The sequence below is a fragment of the Albidovulum salinarum genome (assembly GCF_025673475.1).
GTDB classification, from domain to species: domain Bacteria; phylum Pseudomonadota; class Alphaproteobacteria; order Rhodobacterales; family Rhodobacteraceae; genus Albidovulum; species Albidovulum salinarum.
Genome location: NZ_JAOVQO010000002.1, coordinates 1 through 18,445, shown reverse-complemented (window position 1 = coordinate 18,445; position 18,445 = coordinate 1). Strand labels below are relative to the sequence as shown.

At 61.5% G+C, this 18,445-nt stretch carries 12 protein-coding genes and 4 pseudogenes; 10 read left to right on the top strand and 6 right to left on the bottom strand.

The window, feature by feature from the left end:
• Positions 1-3 precede the first annotated feature (3 nt).
• From OEZ60_RS02120 to dusA, 3 genes are all read right to left on the bottom strand, one after another.
• On the bottom strand, positions 4-777 hold the full coding sequence (locus OEZ60_RS02120; protein WP_263332752.1) for a hypothetical protein: 774 nt from the start codon (positions 775-777) through the stop codon (positions 4-6).
• Positions 771-1,589 (bottom strand): sulfite exporter TauE/SafE family protein, encoded by an 819-nt coding sequence (locus OEZ60_RS02115; RefSeq protein ID WP_263332750.1) that lies wholly within the window; start codon positions 1,587-1,589, stop codon positions 771-773. The genes OEZ60_RS02120 and OEZ60_RS02115 overlap by 7 nt, the downstream gene beginning before the upstream one ends.
• 75 nt (positions 1,590-1,664) lie before the next feature.
• Complete coding sequence (gene dusA, locus OEZ60_RS02110; protein ID WP_411709778.1) at positions 1,665-2,681, bottom strand: tRNA dihydrouridine(20/20a) synthase DusA; 1,017 nt, start codon at positions 2,679-2,681, stop codon at positions 1,665-1,667.
• Between the two features lie 101 nt (positions 2,682-2,782).
• Here dusA and OEZ60_RS02105 point away from each other — a divergent pair, with 101 nt between their 5' ends.
• Positions 2,783-3,412 carry a hypothetical protein gene (locus tag OEZ60_RS02105; RefSeq protein WP_263332748.1) on the top strand — a complete coding sequence of 210 codons (630 nt, stop codon included), beginning with the start codon at positions 2,783-2,785 and terminating at the stop codon, positions 3,410-3,412.
• A gap of 692 nt (positions 3,413-4,104) precedes the next feature.
• A complete protein-coding gene (locus tag OEZ60_RS22240) occupies positions 4,105-4,308 on the top strand; it encodes an HGGxSTG domain-containing protein (RefSeq protein WP_317852809.1) in 204 nt (67 codons plus the stop codon).
• Between the two features lie 132 nt (positions 4,309-4,440).
• Here OEZ60_RS22240 and OEZ60_RS02100 read toward each other — a convergent pair whose 3' ends face one another.
• Complete coding sequence (locus tag OEZ60_RS02100; RefSeq protein ID WP_263332746.1) at positions 4,441-7,359, bottom strand: M10 family metallopeptidase C-terminal domain-containing protein; 2,919 nt, start codon at positions 7,357-7,359, stop codon at positions 4,441-4,443.
• A 373-nt stretch (positions 7,360-7,732) separates the two neighbouring features.
• Here OEZ60_RS02100 and OEZ60_RS02095 point away from each other — a divergent pair, with 373 nt between their 5' ends.
• Positions 7,733-8,158 (top strand): hypothetical protein, encoded by a 426-nt coding sequence (locus tag OEZ60_RS02095; RefSeq protein ID WP_263332744.1) that lies wholly within the window; start codon positions 7,733-7,735, stop codon positions 8,156-8,158.
• 437 nt (positions 8,159-8,595) lie between these two features.
• On the opposite strand, the pseudogene OEZ60_RS02090 reads toward OEZ60_RS02095, so the two are convergent.
• Positions 8,596-9,239: pseudogene (locus OEZ60_RS02090) on the bottom strand (IS6 family transposase).
• 121 nt (positions 9,240-9,360) lie between these two features.
• Between OEZ60_RS02090 and OEZ60_RS02085 the strand changes: the two are divergent.
• The 7 genes and pseudogenes from OEZ60_RS02085 to OEZ60_RS02055 form a co-directional block, all read left to right on the top strand.
• Positions 9,361-9,684, top strand: a pseudogene (locus OEZ60_RS02085) (integrase core domain-containing protein); the annotation flags it as partial.
• Between the two features lie 237 nt (positions 9,685-9,921).
• The gene (locus OEZ60_RS02080) at positions 9,922-10,686 is read left to right on the top strand and encodes a substrate-binding periplasmic protein (protein ID WP_263332742.1); all 765 of its coding nucleotides are present in this window, start codon (positions 9,922-9,924) and stop codon (positions 10,684-10,686) included.
• Complete coding sequence (locus tag OEZ60_RS02075) at positions 10,686-13,502, top strand: response regulator (RefSeq protein WP_263332740.1); 2,817 nt, start codon at positions 10,686-10,688, stop codon at positions 13,500-13,502. Before OEZ60_RS02080 ends, OEZ60_RS02075 begins: the two co-directional genes overlap by 1 nt.
• Before the next feature lie 32 nt (positions 13,503-13,534).
• Positions 13,535-13,903: an Hpt domain-containing protein gene (locus tag OEZ60_RS02070; RefSeq protein ID WP_263332738.1), complete on the top strand. Its 369-nt coding sequence runs from the start codon at positions 13,535-13,537 to the stop codon at positions 13,901-13,903.
• On the top strand, positions 13,887-15,458 hold the full coding sequence (locus tag OEZ60_RS02065; RefSeq protein WP_263332736.1) for a response regulator: 1,572 nt from the start codon (positions 13,887-13,889) through the stop codon (positions 15,456-15,458). Before OEZ60_RS02070 ends, OEZ60_RS02065 begins: the two co-directional genes overlap by 17 nt.
• 77 nt (positions 15,459-15,535) lie before the next feature.
• Entirely contained in the window at positions 15,536-17,053 is a 1,518-nt protein-coding gene (locus OEZ60_RS02060; protein WP_263332735.1) for a response regulator, read from the top strand.
• A gap of 298 nt (positions 17,054-17,351) precedes the next feature.
• Positions 17,352-18,303 (top strand): annotated as a pseudogene (locus OEZ60_RS02055) (IS256 family transposase); the annotation flags it as partial.
• Between the two features lie 49 nt (positions 18,304-18,352).
• Here OEZ60_RS02055 and OEZ60_RS02050 read toward each other — a convergent pair.
• Positions 18,353-18,445, bottom strand: a pseudogene (locus OEZ60_RS02050) (IS6 family transposase); the annotation flags it as partial.

Below are 18,445 nucleotides of genomic sequence, written 5' to 3'. Positions count from 1 at the left end.
GCGTCAGACCGTCAGCCAGTCGGCAATGCCGCCGGGCAGTTCGGGGCGGAAATAGGCGATGATGCGGCCCTCCGGAGGGGCCTCTGCGGCCTCCGTCCAGGGGCTGATGCCGTGGAGCGCAAGGCGATGGATCAGCACCGCCTCGCCCGGCTCGGCATGAAGCACGACCCGATCGCACACGGCGAAGACCTCGCGCCGGGCGGCGTGGTAGGCCTCGGTGACGTCGACCTCGGCCCAACGGCTCAGCGGATGCCCGGCGAGCGCCTCGGAAAACGCCCGTGACATGATGTGGTGGCTGCCCTCCCAGACGACCGGCGGGCTCGCGCCCGGCGCGGTTCGGGTTAGCGGCAGGCCGAGGATCCAGGCATGCGGTTCGCGGATCATCCGACGCCGCTCGGAGCCGACGGGCAGCAGGCCGTCCACGTGAGCCGCGTCGCGCAAGAGCCTGTAGCGGAAGGCGGCCTCGCCCTCCTCGACCCAGGGGCGCGGATAGCCGGGATGGACGGTCGAGAGCTGCGCGCGGTGAAGCTGAAGCCGTCCCGCCAGGGTCTCGACCGCGTCGATGGCGGCGCCCGCCAGCGGCACGCCCGCGACCGCGCCCTCGGCGTCGTTCGGCAGCGCCTCCAGCCCGACATCCCAGGTGCCGCCGCAGCGCAGCGCCTCGGTGGCTTCGGCGAGCGCCCGCCGCGCGGCCGGCAGCGCCGCCTCGGCCCAGCGGGCAAGCGCCGGATCGGTCGGAAACCTTGCCCAGCCGCGCGCCGCGAATCCCGCTACCATCCGGCCGCCTTCCTCAGCATGTTGAGCGCGACGAGCGCGAGGAAAGCCGCGAAAACGCGCCGCAAGGGCTTCGGGTCCATCGCGTGGGCGAGCTTCACGCCCCAGGGCGTGGTGATCAGCGTCATCGCGATGATCGTGACGAAGGCCGGAAGGTTGACCGCCCCCACCGTGTAGGGCGGCGCGCCATCCACCCCGGTCAAAAGGAACCCGGCCACCGAGGGCACCGCGATCACGACGCCGAACCCCGCCGCCGTCGCCACCGCGCGATGGATCGGCACCCCGTGGAGGCTCATAAGCGGCACGCCGAACGAGCCGCCGCCGATCCCCATCAGCACCGACAGGAACCCCACCGCCGGCGAGAGAACCGCGCGCCTCCCGCCTAACGGCATCGCCAGAGCGAGCCGCCAGTCCGCCCGCCCGAAGCCGAGATAGAAGGCCACCACGAGCGCCAGCGTCCCGAAGATCGCCTGCAACGCCGGCGTCCTGAGCTGCGCCACGGCGAGCACGCCGAGTACCGCGCCGGTGGCGATCCCGGGCGCCCAGCCCTTCAGGATCGCCCAGTCGACCGCGCCCTTGCGGTGATGCGCCAGGACCGAGCGGGTCGAGGTCACGATGATGGTCGCGAGCGAGGTCGCGAGGCAGACCTGCATCACGTCCGGCCCGCCGTAATCGAGCCCGGTGAAGGCGTAGAAGAAGGCCGGCACGAGCACGATGCCGCCACCGACGCCAAGAAGCCCGGCGATCACCCCGGCAAACGCCCCGATCGCAAGAAGCAGCGCCAGCATCGGCAAGAGATCGGACATGAGCGGCATGAGCTTCCCTTCCCAAACGCGCCCTTGCGGGATAGCGCGGGGCGCGGGCGAACGCCAGCGGGCTCGCGCCGGAACTCAGGCAGCGAGATCGTTTAGCGGCGCCAGCGCCGCGTCGATCACGTCGAGACCGGCCCCGGGCGCGTTGGCGCGCTCCGACAGGATCCGCCGCCAGGCCCGCGCGCCGGGCTGGCCGTGAAAGAGCCCGAGCATGTGCCGCGTGATCTGGTGCAGCTTGCCGCCGGCTTCCAGATGCCGCGCGATATAGGGGCGCATTCGCTCCACCACCTCGTGCCGACTGGGTCCCGGCCCCGCGCCGAAGATCCGCGCGTCGGCCTCGCCCAGCACCTCGTAGGGTTCGTGATAGGCCGACCGCCCGATCATCACGCCGTCGAGCCCGTCGGCCAGGAATGCCTCCGCGTGATCGAGCGAGGTGATACCGCCATTGACCGAGACGTGAAGATGCGGGAATGCGCGCTTCATCTCGGCAACGAGCGGATAGTTCAGCGGCGGAATGTCCCGGTTCTCCTTCGGGCTCAGCCCCTTCAGCCAGGCCTTTCGGGCATGGATCGCGAAGCGGCTGACGCCGGCGGCAGAGACGGTTTCGAGAAAGGCCGGCAGCACCTCCTCGGGCACCTGCTCATCGACGCCGATCCGGCATTTCACCGTGACCTCGACCGGGCTCGCCGCGATCATCGCGGCGACGCAGTCGGCCACGAGGCCGGGCCGCTCCATCAGCACCGCGCCGAAACAGCCCGACTGCACCCGGTCCGACGGGCAGCCGACGTTGAGGTTGATCTCGTCATAGCCGAAACCGGCGGCAATCCGGGTCGCCTCTGCCAGCTCGTCCGGCTCCGAGCCGCCCAGTTGCAAAGCCACCGGCCTTTCGGTGGCGTCGAACCCGAGCAGCCGCTCGCGGTCGCCGTGGATCACCGCCGGCGCCGTGACCATTTCGGTATAAAGCAGTGCCTCAGCGCTGATCTGGCGGTGGAAGTGGCGGCAATGCCGATCCGTCCAGTCCATCATCGGAGCGACGGACAGACGCGCGGCACGGAGAATGTCGGTTATAACAATTATTCCAGTCACTTCCGTCATATCTCGCTTGCATCGTTCAGCATCATGCCGGGCTATTTCACATCATCCCGCATGTTGAGTAGTCCATAGGACTACTGAATTCAGCGCAAGGACTACCGCACGTGGGCACCATCATCGAACGCAGACGTAAGGACGGCACAGCTTCATACCGGGCGCAGATCGTCATAAAGCAAGGCAGCAAGATCGTCCATCAGGAGTCCTCCAGCTTCGACCGAAGGACTACCGCCGCTTCTTGGCTAAAGAAACGCGAAAAGGAACTGAAGGCGCCGGGCGGGCTGGCGGCGGCGAAGGTCAGAACCGGCACTATTGGCGAAATCGGCAGAAGGTATGTCTCTGAGAAGCGAGACGGTATAGGCAAGACCAAAGCTCAGGTGCTCCGATCGATCGAGCGGGATTTCTCAATATCCGACATCCGGTCCGATGAGCTATGCTCCGAGGATATCGCAACGTTTGCCAGGACGCTCTCAGAGGGCCGCGCGCCATCGACCGTCCAGAACTACCTATCGCACCTCTCAGCAGCACTTGACCTCGCGGGGCCTGCGTGGGGCTACGACATTGACAGAAACGCCGTCGGCGATGGTGTGAAGGCCAGCCGTCAGCTAGGCATTGCAGGCAAATCGAACCAGCGAGACCGGCGCCCTACCCTCGACGAGTTGGACGCGCTCTTGCAGCACTTCATCGATCCGATCAGATATCGGGAAAGCTATAGTAGAAAAGGTGAACCGCATTGAGGAGGAGTATCTCAATGACAAAATATCAAGAGATGACTTCACTGAATGGGTAACTCTTTACCCGTGGCGACGCTGTTTGCCGCTCTCCCGTCAATTTCGCACAAATAACTTCGAGCCATATACACCTGTATGGCATTCGCTGCGGATTCTTCACCACTACAGCCACATTACAGAAATCAATACCCTATCAGAACACGACGAAGGACTAGGTTTCGGATTCTTTTTGGATGCGGCTTACTTCATTGGGCGGTCACATGAAGCTCTCCGAAAAAGAAATACGAACCGCACGCAATTCGTGGCATTGGCACACTTAAGGCGGCTCGTGCTGGGGCCGAAGGGCGGCGCAATACCTTGGCCCCTCGTACGGCAGAGGTGATTGCCGGAATGGAGCGGCTCTTAGGCGAGGCGTGCATGACGGGCGATGACTTGAAACGGGAACGGCTTGAACGCGGACTGAGCAGCGCGACCTGGCCCGCCGCGCCGGGCTGCATCATCGCTCGGTTCAGTATTGGGAAGGGCAAGCGGAGATTGATCCGCTCGCCCATGCCATCCAGGCAATCGCGCGGGCGTTCGGGTGGCGCATTTCCCCGCACCATTATGCACGCGCGCGATGTGGGGTCTTAGACCGCGAGGCGGAGCTTGCCGCCATAGACCATTATTTCGCGGGGGCGCTGCGGCGACGGCTGCGCCGGATGGTTAACCGCCGCGTCATCTGCGGCGCCAAGACGCGCAAGGGTACGCCGTGCAGAGCGAAGTCTGAGCCGGGCCGGAAGCGGTGCCGGTTTCACGGGGGCAAGAGCACGGGGCCGAGAACGCCAAAGGGCGTGGCCCGGATTGCCGAGGCTCAACGATTGCGCTGGGCGCGGTGGCGGGCCGAGCGGGCAGCACCAGAATAATGGCCATGTCTCGAAACCGTGTTGGTCCGCTTCGAGCCCGAAGCGGTCGTTTTCCACCACTGTTGGGAGTCGTTACTGCGCAGCCCGTTTTGGGCCGTGGATCCCGACGCAAGGAACTTTGTCCGCTCGGCGTTACACGAACAGGAAGTCGCCTTCCGACAACATTGTGTAATCGAAGTCCGACAGGACGATCTCGCCGAGCCCCGCGCCGGTGATTACCGCATCGGTTCCGACACCGAAGATCGCGAGATCTTCAAAAGACAGGCCCGTTCCCGAAAACCGGATTAGATCAAGACCGTCTTCGAAGTCACTGATCACGTCGTTTCCGTCGTCGAGGTTGAACACGAAAACGTCGTTGCCCCAACCGCCCGAGAGCGTGTCGGCAAGATTGCCGCCTTCAAGAGTGTCGCTGCCCGCGCCGCCCTCCAGTGTGTCGTCTCCCCATCCGCCGAAGAGCTGGTCATTGCCGTCGCCGCCATAGAGTTCGTCGGACCACGCGTCGCCGTAAAGCCTGTCCCACCCCCCGCCGCCGTAGAGCACGTCGCTCCCCTCTCCACCGTAGAGCCAGTCGGCTCCCGTGTCGCCGTGAAGCCGGTCATTGCCGTCGCCCCCATAAAGCCGGTCGAGATCGTTGCCGCCAAAGAGCCGATCGTTGCCACCCTCGCCTTGAAGCGTATCGTCGCCGATGCCGCCCTCCAACCGATCGTCTCCCCATCCACCGAAGAGCTGGTCATTGCCGTCGCCGCCATAGAGGTCGTCGGACCACGCGTCGCCGTAAAGCCTATCCCACCCGACGTCGCCGTAGAGCACGTCGCTCCCCTCTCCACCGTAGAGCCAGTCGGCTCCCGTGTCGCCGTGAAGCCGGTCATTGCCGTCGCCCCCGTAAAGCCGGTCGAGATCGTTGCCGCCAAAGAGCCGATCGTTGCCACCCTCGCCTTGAAGCGTATCGTCGCCGATGCCGCCCTCCAACCGATCGTCTCCCCATCCACCGAAGAGCTGGTCATTGCCGTCGCCGCCATAGAGGTCGTCGGACCACGCGTCGCCGTAAAGCCTGTCCCACCCCCCGTCGCCGTAGAGCACGTCGCTCCCCTCTCCACCGTAGAGCCAGTCGGCCCCCGTGTCGCCGTGAAGCCGGTCATTGCCGTCGCCCCCGTAAAGCCGGTCGAGATCGTTGCCGCCAAAGAGCCGATCGTTGCCGCCCTCGCCTTGAAGCGTATCGTCGCCGATGCCGCCCTCCAACCGATCGTCTCCCCATCCGCCGAAGAGTTGGTCATTGCCGTATCCGCCATAGAGGTCGTCGGACCACGCGTCGCCGTAAAGCCTGTCCCACCCCCCGTCGCCGTAGAGCACGTCGCTCCCCTCTCCACCGTAGAGCCAGTCGACCCCCGTGTCGCCGTTAAGCCGATCGTTGCCGCCACCGCCGTCAAGGTAGTTTGCAGCGTCGTTTCCAATTATTGTGTCGTTCCCCGAGCCGCCAAAGGCGTTCTCGATCACGGTTCCATTGGAAATCGTGAACCCGCCAAGCACGTCTTTCGCATGGGAAACGAACCCTCCGCCGCCCGGTTCGCCCAGCAATGTGGCCGCTCGTAAGTCAAGCGTTGCATCCTTAGCGCCGCCGTAGCGCATCGTATCGGACCCGCCCACATCCCATATTGCCTTGAAAGAAGTTCCGAGACCATTGCCGACGGGGAGTTCATAAAGTGAATCACCGGCACCTGTCGTCGTATTTGCGCCGTATTTGCTTTGCAGCAGGGCGATATCGAGCGCCATGGGTGTGGCTTGGTATCCGTATGAAAAGGCGGGTTGGTAATAGGTTCCATCCCAGTACTGGTCTCCGTTCGGTCCGGCCGGCCAGCCTTCATTGTAACCCATAATCGTGTAGATGCCCTGGTTCAGATCTCCCGTTCCGTAAGATCCGTAGGGTGCCGTCACGCCTTCCCAGATCGTTGAGGTTCCACCATCATCGTGCATGTGGGCCAATCCCAGCCCGTGCCCTAACTCTTCCAGCAAAATGGCGAACACAACTCCGCCCTGCGACAGCATCGGATCGCCAGTAGTACTGTCGACCCCGCCAAGGTAATCGGGGTCAAATCCCATAAACCCCGCAAACGATTCCCCCGGCGGGACCATGAATGAGATCGCGTTGTACGCATCCAGTTCGAACGCGCCCAAACGAAACTCGGCGCCGGTTTGAGTCGATGTTTGGCGGAATTCCAGATCCAGAACCTTGGAGAACTCGTTTAGTGCAAGCCTGATCTGATACTCCTGGTAACCCGTAAACCCCAGTGCCGGACCAAAGTCGGTCACGCCGTCGATGTAGGTGCCCACCGGGGCCAGGTAATAGTCGACGATGTTTGTCGCTAGCTTCGTGCCCCAATCTATTGCCGCCAAGGGATCTGCGGAGGTCACGGAAGTTTCCGGCGCGGGAAACGCCGTGGGCAGCCCACCCTGCGAAGGATCGCCCCCGTCGGCGGTCCAGGCCTGCCTCGCGTACTCTGCCAACTGGACGTCAAAATCCTCGCGTGGAAAACCGGCAGTGAGCCGCGAACTTCCGGCCCAAGATAACTGAGGTGCCGCGAATTCCCCGACGAGCTTGGTCCGCTCCGTCGCTGCCTGCGGATCAGTCGAGGACGCGGAATCCCAAGGCCGGAAAAACAACGAAGGCAACACGCCTGACGAAAGATCGCCCGAGTAGTCTGCCGAGGCTGGTTCTACATCCTCTGGCAGCAGGGCGCCAAAATCATCGTAGGAAAAACCGGCAACGCGAAGCGACCACCCCGAAAAAGAAACTTCAGAACGCGGGAATTCCCCGAGGAATGCGCCCGGGAAATCGTTGCTACCATTGGCGGCCTCGCCCCCGTCACCCACAATCGGTTCGCCGTTGCGTTCAAGACCTTCGATGAAGTCGTCATCCGTCGCGCGGCCGACGACGCCACCGAGATCCACACCCTTCACAAATCCTTTCACGGCACTCTTCCACTGCTGCACGCCAGAAATCTGACCCATAATCTCAGCGACGGCCCAATTGTCCGCCCCATACACATCTTTCATCGTATATGACGGGGGGGGGTCCCAATTGACCTGCATCAAGCCGCGGGAAGACCCATTTGCAGATACCGGAGGCTTTAGGTGTTTGATCCCACGGTTTGATGGCGCGATCCATTCGTTGGAATTGAAGGAAGCACTATGGGACAGATACGTCACGGCAGCGCTGGGCGCGATGGCGGGCCGAGCGGGCAACGCCAAAATAGTGGCCATGCCTCGAAACCTTGACGGTCCGTTTCGAGCCCGAAGCTGACATTCAGTTCAACACGCACGAGCGCGCAGACTGCATCCCTCTTGCTCGGAATACCTGTTCGATTTGACCAGCATCATTCATAGCGCTTCGCGGAACGATTAATTTCATGGGAGGGAGGGTTGATGAATGAAATTGCTTGTTGCCGGGATCACCACCATAGCTTCCCTGCTGTTCGCGCATGCGTCGGTCGCCGAAGATTTCCAAGTACCGGTCGATGACAGCTTCGTCGAAGGCGGACTCAACATTCAAGGCTACGGTAAGGTCTACAGGTTCATGATCGGGATATTGGACGACAAGACACAAATCTTTGTGTGCGGCGTCGGAATTTTTCCTGATGCGAGTTCGGCCTATGGGGCCCGGCGCATAACGCAGCGGGCCGGTGTAACCCTAAACGGGAAAGTGATTCTAAGGGGACTGAGTTTCTTTGCTCGGGCGCCAAAGGGCGCAGACCTCAAGAAACAGAAAGCGACTTGCCGTGGCACAGGTGTGACGCCGCCAAAGGGCAAGGCGACTTTTGGCATTTCCTGGCCTTCGGGCGCTATCCGCTTTTGAACGTAGCGCTGGCCTTAGGGTCAGGTGGGGTATTCGGCTTGCGTGGTCTTTCGAAGTGTTCGACAACATGGTACGCGGAAATGCCGAGCGTTTGCCAGTTTTCGAAGGTCTGCTTCGTCCGCAAAGCGGACGGGCACGGTTTGCAGACATGGCCAAAACAATCAGAGGAAATCAGTGGTAGGGTGACTATGGACGACCAGGGGTGGGTTCAGTCCCTGTGACCTGCTGGCTTGGGACCGGTGCGGGCACTGGGCGTGCATAAACCGCAACATTTCTCCGCGTCCAACGCCATGCGGAATCGTAATGGCGGTCAAAATGGGGGATTGAGAATATCCATCCAGAGTCAAACCGTTGAGTTTAATAATGATATTTAGATGATATGGCGGAGCTGTCAGACGGATTCGAACCAGTCTCCGAATGTACAGTGAGCTTGCCCCTTATGCGGCGCCGAGTTGACGCCACTCGGCGAGACCGGCGGCGCGGTTCTTCTTGAAATTTGCCCTCGAGGAGAAGCTACGCTCCGAGTTGAAATGGTTGAAGACTGAGGCGTGGACGGCAGCGAACATCTGCAGACTTCGCATGCGCCGGAAGCGCTGCATCGCACTTTCTCGTCGTCGGAATGGCAGGTGCGAATTCTCAGCCCGATTGTTGAGCCAGCGGCCCGTTTCCTGCCGGTCCGCCGCGCCGACCTCCCGTAGCGCGGCACCGTAGGACCGGAGCTTGTCGGTGACGAAAATGTGCGGCCGGCCGTAGCGCTTCATTGATTTCCTGAGAAATTTCAATGCCGCCTTCTGTCCCGCGTCTTGATCACGAAGCTCTCGAGAACCTCGCCCTCATGATCGACGGCCCGCCAGAGGTAGTGCCGCTCGCCGTTGATCTTCACAAACATCTCGTCGAGGTGCCATCGCCACTGCGGCCCGGAGCGCAGGCGCTCGACGCGTTTCTGGCGAATTTCGGCGGCGAACTTCGGATCGAAGCGTTGCCACCAGAACCGCACCGACTCGTGGCTGATCTCGATCCCGCGCTCGTGAAGCAGGTCCTCAACGTTCCGAAGCGACAGCGGAAACCGGACATAGAGCATCACTGCAAGGCGGATGATCTCCGGGCTGCTGTGGAACTACTTGCAAGGGTCGCGTTTCGTCATGGCCGGACGCTACGAGGCCGACCTGCCCGTCTCAACCGGATTCCTTCTGACAGCGCCGGCTGCATGGCTCGAGGGTCAGGGCATGAAGCATGTCCGTGGTGCGCCGAACCACCCCCAGACCCAGGGCAAGATCGAGCGGTGGCACCAGACGCTGAAGAACCGCATCCTGCTCGAGAACGACTACCTGCCGGGCGCGCTCGAACAGGCCATCGACGTCTTCGTCGAGCATTACAACCATCGCCGTCACCACGAGAGCCTCGGCAACCTTACCCCGGCCGACGTCTACTTCGGCCGCGCCAACGACGTTCTCAGCGAGAGGAGGAAGATCAAGGAGCTGACCATGAAGCGGCGCCGCTTGCTCAATCAACAGCACGCCGCATAGGATCGAAACCAATGAGCCAGATCCTCCAAAGGCCCATCACGTCAGGACGCCCACTTTATCTGACGACGGACACCGCTCAACACTCAAATCCGACCGGGAGATTCCAGATCAAGCCGGCCCTGATTCAGGGCGAAGGCCACTCTGATTGTAGGCGTTCGGTGCCCAAAACCGGCGATCAACTTGCCGGATTTCCGATCCGTTGATACCCTCAGAGGGTACTTTTTTGGGGAGCTGAGAATGCTTTTGCACCGATCAAGGCATTTCCTATCTGCTGCAGCCGTCCTTTTCACGTTGGGCAGTGTGACCCTAGCGTCAGATAGTGTCACGGTCACGACGCTCAACTGGCCACCCTACACTGGCGAAGATTTGCCTCAAATGGGCGCAACCACGGAGGTCGTGCGCGAGGCATTCGCGGCGGCGGGCATTTCTACGAAAGTCGAGGTGTTGCCCTGGAAGCGCGCCATTGACATGGCGAAGAACGATGCTGAAGCAATCGCGTATTTTCCTGGATATCACTGCCGTCATGTAGATGGCTTCGTTGCATCGGAACCGATCGGTAACGGCCCACTAGGCTTGGCAGAGCACATCGACGGGCCCATCACATGGGAAACGGTTGATGATCTCGGCGAACAGAAACTCAAAATCGGAACGGTCCTCGGCTATGCCAACACCGACGAGTTCGACGAGAAGGCGGGAACCGGATGGATCCGCGCACTTCCTGCGAAAGACGATCTGACGAACCTCAAGAAACTGGTGCGTAGGCGAATTGACGCGGCGGTGATCGATAAACTCGTGCTGTCCTACCTTCTCGCTACGGAAGCCGAGCTTAAGGCGGACGCGGCGTCGATCCGCTTCAACGAGCATCCCTTGGAGGACAAGACGCTCTTTCTCTGTTTCCGCGACACTGAGGAAGGCCGGACCCTTCGCGACAAGTTCAACGATGGCCTGCGACAGATAGACGCCGACAAGATCGTAGACGATTACTTCAAGTATCAGTTCTGATGCGGCGGGCGCAGACGAAAGAAGGGGTGCCGCGCGGCCCCGATCGCTTTCGTCGACATCACGTCCGGCGATTTCGTTTGCGCTCCGTTCAAAGCAAGTTTCTCGCCTACGCCATTCCACTGGTCTTGCTTTCGACATTGATGGTGTTTGGTGCCTTCGAGTTCAACGCTCGTCGCTCCGCACAGGAGCAGTTGCAGACCAAGTTGAATGAGCTTGCTCAAATACAAAGCCGCGTCGTGGCGGAGTCGCTCTGGAACGTCGCTGACCAACAGACCAAGCTGATACTCAAGGCGCTTTTGACCGATACGGATGTCGTCGCCGCTGCGGTCTACGACGAGCGGAAAACGCTTGTTGCGTCGGCAGGTGACGTCGAGGGGCTGAGAGGTTCCCGCTACTTCGCGGAGCGAGACATCATCTATACGGACGAGGGCGATGAGATCCGCATCGGCCGGCTGGAGATCGCGTTCTCGGATGCACGGCTGAAGGCAATCACACGCGAGCGCCTCACGCTTGCGGCGGTGCTTGCGGCGATACTTCTCCTTGGGGTCACCAGCGCCGCGCTTATCGCGAACAGAAGGATCATCGGGCGACCCCTGAGCCTGTTGCTCGAGTCGATCAACATGGCCCACAGATCTGGCCAGAGACAGACTGTCGACTGGCAGAGCGATGACGAAATCGGGCGTGTCGTGTCAGCGTTCAACGACCTTCAGGAACAGCAAGACGCGTACGAGGCAGAACTGCGGGCATCGCGCGACGAACTTGAGGTCCGCGTCGAAGCGCGGACTGCCGAGCTTGCGCAGGCTGAGGCAGAGGCTCTGAAAGCGCAGAAGCAGCTGACGGACGCCATCGCCAGCATTTCGGAGGGCTTTGCGCTCTTTGACCGGGACGACAAGCTCGTAGTCGCGAACCAGCGCTATCGCGAGATCATGCTTGGCGACGGCGACGTCGATCTGCCCGTTGGGATCCTGTACACCGACATTGTACGTCGCGCGGCGGCTTCCGGGCGATTTCCCAAAGCCAACGAAGATGAGGAAACCTGGGTAGAAAGGCAAGTTCTACGCCACCGTAAAGTAACCGAGCCGTTCATTCAGGAGGTGCTTGGCGACCATTGGCAGCAGATCAGCAACCGGAAGACCGACGAAGGAGGCACCGTCGCCGTTCACTCCGACATTACGGACATCAAGCGGATTTCCGACGAGTTGAAACGGGCGAAGGATTCCGCCGAAGCGGCGAACGAGGCGAAGAGCGTCTTCCTCGCGACGATGAGCCACGAGATCCGCACGCCGCTAAATGGCATCATCGGGATGAGCACGCTCTTGGGCGGTACGAAACTCGATCCCGAACAGCGCGACATCAGCGCGACGATTATGACCGCTGCCGAGACGCTACTCACGATCATCAATGATATTCTTGATTTCTCGAAGGTCGAGGCGGGCGCCCTCGAACTCGAACGTCTCCCCTTGGAACTCGCGGAAACCGTCGAAAGCTCGGTTGAACTTATCGTGTCGAAAGCTGCTGAAAAGGGCATCGAACTCGCCTGCAGCATCGATCAGAGCGTTCCCTCTTGCGTCTATGGGGATCCGGTGCGGCTAAAGCAGATCCTCATGAACCTGCTCAACAATGCTGTGAAGTTCACCGAGAAGGGTGAAGTCGTGCTGACCCTGTCCAACAAGCTGGGAATCGAGACGCTGAAGCCAGGCGACACGATGCTCCTTTCGTTCAGTGTGCGCGACACGGGCATCGGCATTCCTCCCGACCGGATGGATCGCCTGTTCAAGTCTTTCAGCCAGGTCGATGCATCCACGACGCGGCGCTATGGCGGTACCGGATTGGGTCTCGTGATCACGAAACGCCTCGTCGAACTGATGGGGGGCGAGATAACCGTAAGCAGCCAACTCGGCGTCGGTACGACATTCGCCTTCACCCTGCCATTCGAGGTCGCACCGCCGCCCGATCGGTCGCAGCGTGACCACAGCCTTGCGCGGATCAAGGGGCATCGGGTGCTCGTGGTCGACGATAACCGCACGAATCGGCTGATTCTGACTGAAAGGTTGAGGGCATGGCAGCTTGTTGCGAAAGCGACGGGTTCGCCGAATGAGGCGCTGGACTGGCTCGCGGCCGGCGAGAGGTTCGACCTGTGCATCGTCGATTTCAAGATGCCCGAAATGAATGGTTTCGAGCTCACCGAGGCGATCCGCCGGCAACTTGGAGCGGAAGCGCCGCCGGTTGTCCTCTTCAGTTCCGTCTCGCCCGTGGATTCCGATTTTCGGGTGGAGGCCGAGCGGGTCGGGTTCTCTGCGACCCTCACAAAGCCCGCCAAGTCCAGCCACCTGCTCAACGCAATTGCTGGCGCGATCGTCAAGGATGCCGAGCTTATGACGCCTGGCGATGATCGGCCGGATCTCGGGCTCCCCGAAAGACTGGCGCGGCTCAAGATTCTTCTGGTCGACGATAACCTGATCAACCGAAAGGTTGGTGCCAAGATATTGAAACGGATGGGCGTCGACCCCGATGTGGTCAGCAGCGGCGAGGAGGCGGTAACGTCCTGCCAATCCGCGCACTACGACGTTGTGTTGATGGACATCGAGATGCCTGAGATGGACGGCCTTGCGGCGGCGGGGCTGATCCGGGCGAACCTCTCTGAAGCCGAGCGGCCTTTCATCGTCGCGCTGACCGCCAATGCAATGTCTACGGAGCGTGAGACCTACCTGCAAGCCGGCATGGACGATTACCTGAGCAAGCCGATCGATGTCGATGCACTGGTGAAAAGCCTTGGCAAGGCGGCGTTTTTTCGAGGGTCGCGTCCTATCGACTAGCGGCAGAGCCGAACCCGGGACCGGAGGTGTGAATGAGTGACGAGAGGATCGACAAGAGCGCCCTGAAGCGGCTAATTGCCGTGATCGGCGGAGCGTTCGAAGACTTCGAGGAGTTGCGGGACGATTATGTTTCGGGCGCGCCAGATCTCGTGGAGGCGCTGCGGACAAGCGGTGCCGAAGCGGATTGGAGTGCAATGCGGATCGCGGCCCACACACTAAAGTCCAATGCGCGCGATTTCGGAGCAACCCGTTTGGCGCAATTGTGTGAGCGGTTGGAGCACCAGTGTCGTGACGGCTCGGTGGACGCCCCGCAACAAAAGATCGATGAAATCGCCGCGGAAGAGCGCGCATCGCGCGAGGCTCTGATCAGCGTGAGCGCGAACGATGTCACCGGCGACTGAGAACAAGCCCCCGTCGGCGAACGCCCGCGGGCCGGCGCATGTGCTGGTCGTCGATGACAATTCGCTCAATCGCCTGAAGATGCGCAAGGCGGTCGAACATATCGGCCATCACGTTGATGTCGCCAGAAATGGTGCCGAAGCGATTACGATGCTTCGGGAGCGCCCGTACGACGCGGTCCTGCTCGACATCATGATGCCCGAGGTCGATGGTTTCGAAGTCCTCGGCATGCTCAAGTCCGATGACATTTTGCGCGAGATCCCGGTGATCATCATCTCTGCGCTCGACGACGAAACCGACAAGGTGGTGCAGGGGATCGAACTCGGAGCGGAAGACTTCCTGCCGAAGGATTTCGATCCGGTTGTGCTCAGCGCGCGGCTCAACGCCTGCTTGAGCAGGAAATGGTTTCGCGATCGGGAACTCGAATATCTCGAACGCGTCAAGAAGCTCACGCAAGCCGCCGGGATACTCGAGGCGGGCAGCTTCACGCCCGGAGATCTCAAGCTGGACGACCTGGCCGAAAAGGCCGACGCGTTGGGCAGGCTTGCGATCGTCTTCCGTGGGCTGGCACAGGAGATCTACAATCGCGAAAGGCGCCTTGACCGAAGCGCGAGAACGCTACGTGGCGCTTTGCACGTTCTTATCGCCGGAGTCATCTTCGGGATCGCCCCGGCGCTTGGCCGAATGGCCGCTGGCGCCGACGGGTATTCGCCGCTCAGCATCGTCATCTGGGCCAATACCGTGTCCGCGGTTCTGTGCATCGCGATCGCCGCGGCACGCGGTGGACGGCTGCGGCCGACGCTCAAGGACATGGGGTTTCTGGGACTCTGGGCGATAACGATCGGATGCCTCTATCAATTCTTGACAGTTCTGATTGCTGGGCATGTAGAAGCGTCGACCATTGCGCTGCTCGGCAGTTCGCGGGCGTTCGTGGTTTTCACCATCGCCGTGATAATCGGGCTCGAAAAGCCCAGCTTGAGACGGACGTGTGGCCTCGGAGCGGGCTTCGCTGGCGTTGCTGCGGTCATCATCTTCGCCGGAGCTGGCGCCCATGACGACAGTCTTCACTGGTCAATAGCGGCGTTGGCGCTTCCCTTGCTGCTGGCATTTCACACGCTGTTGATGGCACGGCGACCCACGCACCTTGATCCTTTTGCGACTGTGGGCCTCATGATGGTCGTTTCGGTCGTTCCGCTCGGGGCGACCGCCGCCGGGTCGGGGGAGTTCTACTGGCCTCAACCTGCATTAGGCACGATCGAGATTGTGATCCTGGTGCTGGGCGCTGCGACGGCGATTGCGCTCGCTCTCGCTTTGGATCTGGTGCGGTTGACCGGTGCGGTGTTCGCGAGCCAGCTGGCCTATTCGCAAACGCTTGCCGGCATTCTTTGGGCCATGCTGCTCCTCGGCGAAACGCTCTCTCCAGAGGCCTGGGGGGCGCTGGCACTGGTTATGGTCGGAGTTTGGCTGGCCGAGCCAAGGTCCGCGCGGGAGGAGTTCCGCGCGCGAATTCAGGTGTCCAAACCGTCAAAATCGACGGTCGGAGACCATGGAGGCTGAGGTGATCACGCTGGATAGGGCATTCGCCTGTTGCGTGGTTTGGTTCATTTGGCGGGGATGCAGTGGAGCGGGGCGTCATGAGTGACAGCGTGAGGATTCTCGTCGTCGACGACAGTAGTGTCAGTCGGGCGAAGCTGAGACTCGCGGTTGTGGCGCTCGGCCACCAGGCCGTCGAGGCTCGGGACGGTTCCGAGGCGCTTCAGCTTTTGGGGCAACATCCCTATGACGCAATCCTGCTCGATATCGTCATGCCGGGGCTCGACGGATTCGACGTTCTGGAGGCGATGAGGCGGGACGACATCCTGGCAGAGATCCCGGTTATCGTGGTTTCGGCGCTGGACGACGATATGTCGAGTGTTGTCAGGGCCATCGAACTTGGCGCAACGGATTTCCTGCCAAAGGATTTCGATCCGGTGATCCTGCGCGCGCGGCTCGAAACCTCGATCCGCAAAAGACGGCTGCGCGAGCGTGAGCGCGCCTATCTCGACCAAGTGGAGGAATTGAACCGAGCGGCCCAGATCATTTTGGATGACGAGTTCTCGCCCGACAGGATGAATGTGGACGACGTCGCTGCCCGCGATGATGCCTTGGGCACCTTAGCCCGCGTGCTCGCACGAATGGCGGATGAAATCTATGACAGAGAGGTCGCGCTTCGGCGTCAGGTGATTACCCTGAAGGGTATCCTGATGGTGATCGCGCTCGGGGTGATCTGGGGGGTAGTGCCGACGCTTTCGCACATCGCGGCCGACCTCGACGCGACGCCGGTCGGACTCGCGATCTGGGTCAACTTGCTGGCGGGACTGATGTGTCTTGCCGTTGCATTATCACGAAAGCGCCTGTCGCTGCCCGGCCGGGGCAGCCTCCGTTTTCTCCTAGCTTGGGCGGTGCTCGGTGGCGTGTTTCAGAACGTGACGATTTATTGGATTGCTGGCCATGTGGAGGCTACGACACTGGCTCTCGTCTCGGCGCTGGAGGGCTTCATGGTGTTTGCTCTGGCGGCGATGTTCGGGGTGGAAAAGGCGACGCTACGCCGTCTCGTCGGGCTTGTTGTCGGGTTGGTCGGGGTCGTGACCGTTCTCCTGAGCCGTGGGAGCCTTGCATCATCGACGGAGGTGCATTGGGTGGCCTTGGCGTTGCTTGTCCCTTTTTTATTCGCGGTTGAAGATCTCGGCCTCTCGACCGTTGAGCGAGACGAGCTGGATCCCGTCAACTCAGTTGGCTTCATGATGCTGTTTTCCGTGCCGATGATGATGCCCTTGGCTCTGGCCACCGACGGTTTTCTTCAGGTGGGTCCGACGTTCGGGCAGACCGAACTGGTCGTGGTTCTGATGGGAGCCGCCAGTGCCTCGGCAACGATCATCTTGGTATTGCTGATCGCCATGGCCGGCGCCGTCTTCGCGGCGCAAAGTGCCTATGCCGTGACGATTGCTGGTATCGTCTGGAGCATGTTGATCCTGGGGGAAAGCATGTCCGTTACTGCATGGTCGGCTGTCGGGATAATGTTTCTCGGGCTTTACCTGGTGGAGCCGGAGGCCGGCGAAGAAACCATCCAGATCCGAATGCCATTCAAGCGGTCGCCGCGTGTTTCCGGCTAGGTTCCAGACGGAGCTGTCAGACGGATTCGAACCAGTCTCCGAATGGACAGTGAGCTTGCCCTTTATGCGGCGCCGAGTTGACGCCACTCGGCGAAAGCGGCGGCGCGGTTCTTCTTGAAATTTGCGCTCGAGGAGAAGCTACGCTGATAACGTACAAAGTCTTTCGCACATTTGACCGTGAGGTCGGCCCCTTTCAGACTGGCTGAGAGGAGCTGAGAATGGACGAGAACGAGACGCCGAAACCGATGGGCAAGTGATCCAGATCGACGAGGCCCGGATACGGGACCATCTGGGCGAGATGGTGCGCGGTACGGTCGAGGAAGCCCTGAACGCGATGCTGGATGCCGAAGCCGACCGCCTATGCGGCGCGGGCCGGTATGAGCGGAGAGAAGGGCGCAAGGACACGCGTGCAGGCAGCTATGAACGGTCGCTGGACACCAGGGCCGGCCCGGTGAAGCTCAAGATGCCAAAGCTGCGGCGCCAGACCTTTGAGACGGCGATCATCGAGTGCTACCAGCGGCGGGAGAGCAGCGTCGAGGAGGCGCTGATCGAGATGTATCTCGCGGGCGTTTCGGTGCGCCGGGTCGAAGACATCACCGAAGCGCTCTGGGGCACCAGGGTCAGCCCCGGGACGGTGTCGAACCTCAACAAGAAGATCTACGCCAAGATCGACGAATGGCGGCACCGGCGGATCGAGTGTGATCACCCGTACGTCTTCCCCGACGGCATCGTCATGAAGCGCAGTTGGGCGGGCGAGGTACGCAATGTCTCGCTTCTGGTGGCCATCGGCGTCACGACGGACGGCTACCGCGAGATCCTCGGCATCATGGAAGGCCCCAAGGAGGACAAGTCCGGCTGGTCGATGTTTCTGCGGCACCTGGCCGACCGCGGCCTCTCTGGCGTCCAGCTGATCGTCTCGGACGCGTGCCGCGGTCTGGTCGAGAGCGCGGCCGAGGTCCTGCCCGAGGCGCAGTGGCAGCGCTGTGTCGTGCATTTCTACCGCAATGTCTTCAGCCTCGTGCCCTCCGGCAAGGTCCGTGAAGCGGCGAAGATGCTGAAGGCGATCCACGCTCAGGAAGACCGCAAGGCAGCGGCCGAGAAGATGCAGGCCGTCATCGCCGAGCTACGCGCACAGAAGCTGGCCAAGGCCGCCGAACTGCTGGACGAGCACGGCTACAAGACCCTGACCTACTACGGCTTTCCGGACAGCCATTGGATCAAGCTCAGAATCAACAACCCGCTGGAGGGTGGCGTCAGACCAATTCGAACCCGTCTCCACAAGGGCAGGATCGCTGTCCCTTATGCTGCGCCGAGGCCGCGCCACTCGGCGAGAGCGGCGGCGCGGTTGAGCTTGAAGTTTTGTCGCGAGTAGAGGTGGCGTTCCTGACTGAA

Excerpts from the sequence above, each read along its gene's own strand:
- OEZ60_RS22240 (WP_317852809.1), top strand. The coding sequence starts at position 4,105 with ATGGTTAACCGCCGCGTCATCTGCGGCGCCAAGACGCGCAAGGGTACG.
- OEZ60_RS02080 (WP_263332742.1), top strand. The coding sequence starts at position 9,922 with ATGCTTTTGCACCGATCAAGGCATTTCCTATCTGCTGCAGCCGTCCTT.
- OEZ60_RS02065 (WP_263332736.1), top strand. The coding sequence starts at position 13,887 with ATGTCACCGGCGACTGAGAACAAGCCCCCGTCGGCGAACGCCCGCGGG.
- OEZ60_RS02100 (WP_263332746.1), bottom strand. The coding sequence starts at position 7,359 with ATGAAAGATGTGTATGGGGCGGACAATTGGGCCGTCGCTGAGATTATG.
- OEZ60_RS02115 (WP_263332750.1), bottom strand. The coding sequence starts at position 1,589 with ATGCCGCTCATGTCCGATCTCTTGCCGATGCTGGCGCTGCTTCTTGCG.
- OEZ60_RS02075 (WP_263332740.1), top strand. The coding sequence starts at position 10,686 with ATGCGGCGGGCGCAGACGAAAGAAGGGGTGCCGCGCGGCCCCGATCGC.
- OEZ60_RS02060 (WP_263332735.1), top strand. The coding sequence starts at position 15,536 with ATGAGTGACAGCGTGAGGATTCTCGTCGTCGACGACAGTAGTGTCAGT.
- OEZ60_RS02095 (WP_263332744.1), top strand. The coding sequence starts at position 7,733 with ATGAAATTGCTTGTTGCCGGGATCACCACCATAGCTTCCCTGCTGTTC.
- dusA (WP_411709778.1), bottom strand. The coding sequence starts at position 2,681 with ATGACGGAAGTGACTGGAATAATTGTTATAACCGACATTCTCCGTGCC.
- OEZ60_RS02120 (WP_263332752.1), bottom strand. The coding sequence starts at position 777 with ATGGTAGCGGGATTCGCGGCGCGCGGCTGGGCAAGGTTTCCGACCGAT.
- OEZ60_RS02070 (WP_263332738.1), top strand. The coding sequence starts at position 13,535 with ATGAGTGACGAGAGGATCGACAAGAGCGCCCTGAAGCGGCTAATTGCC.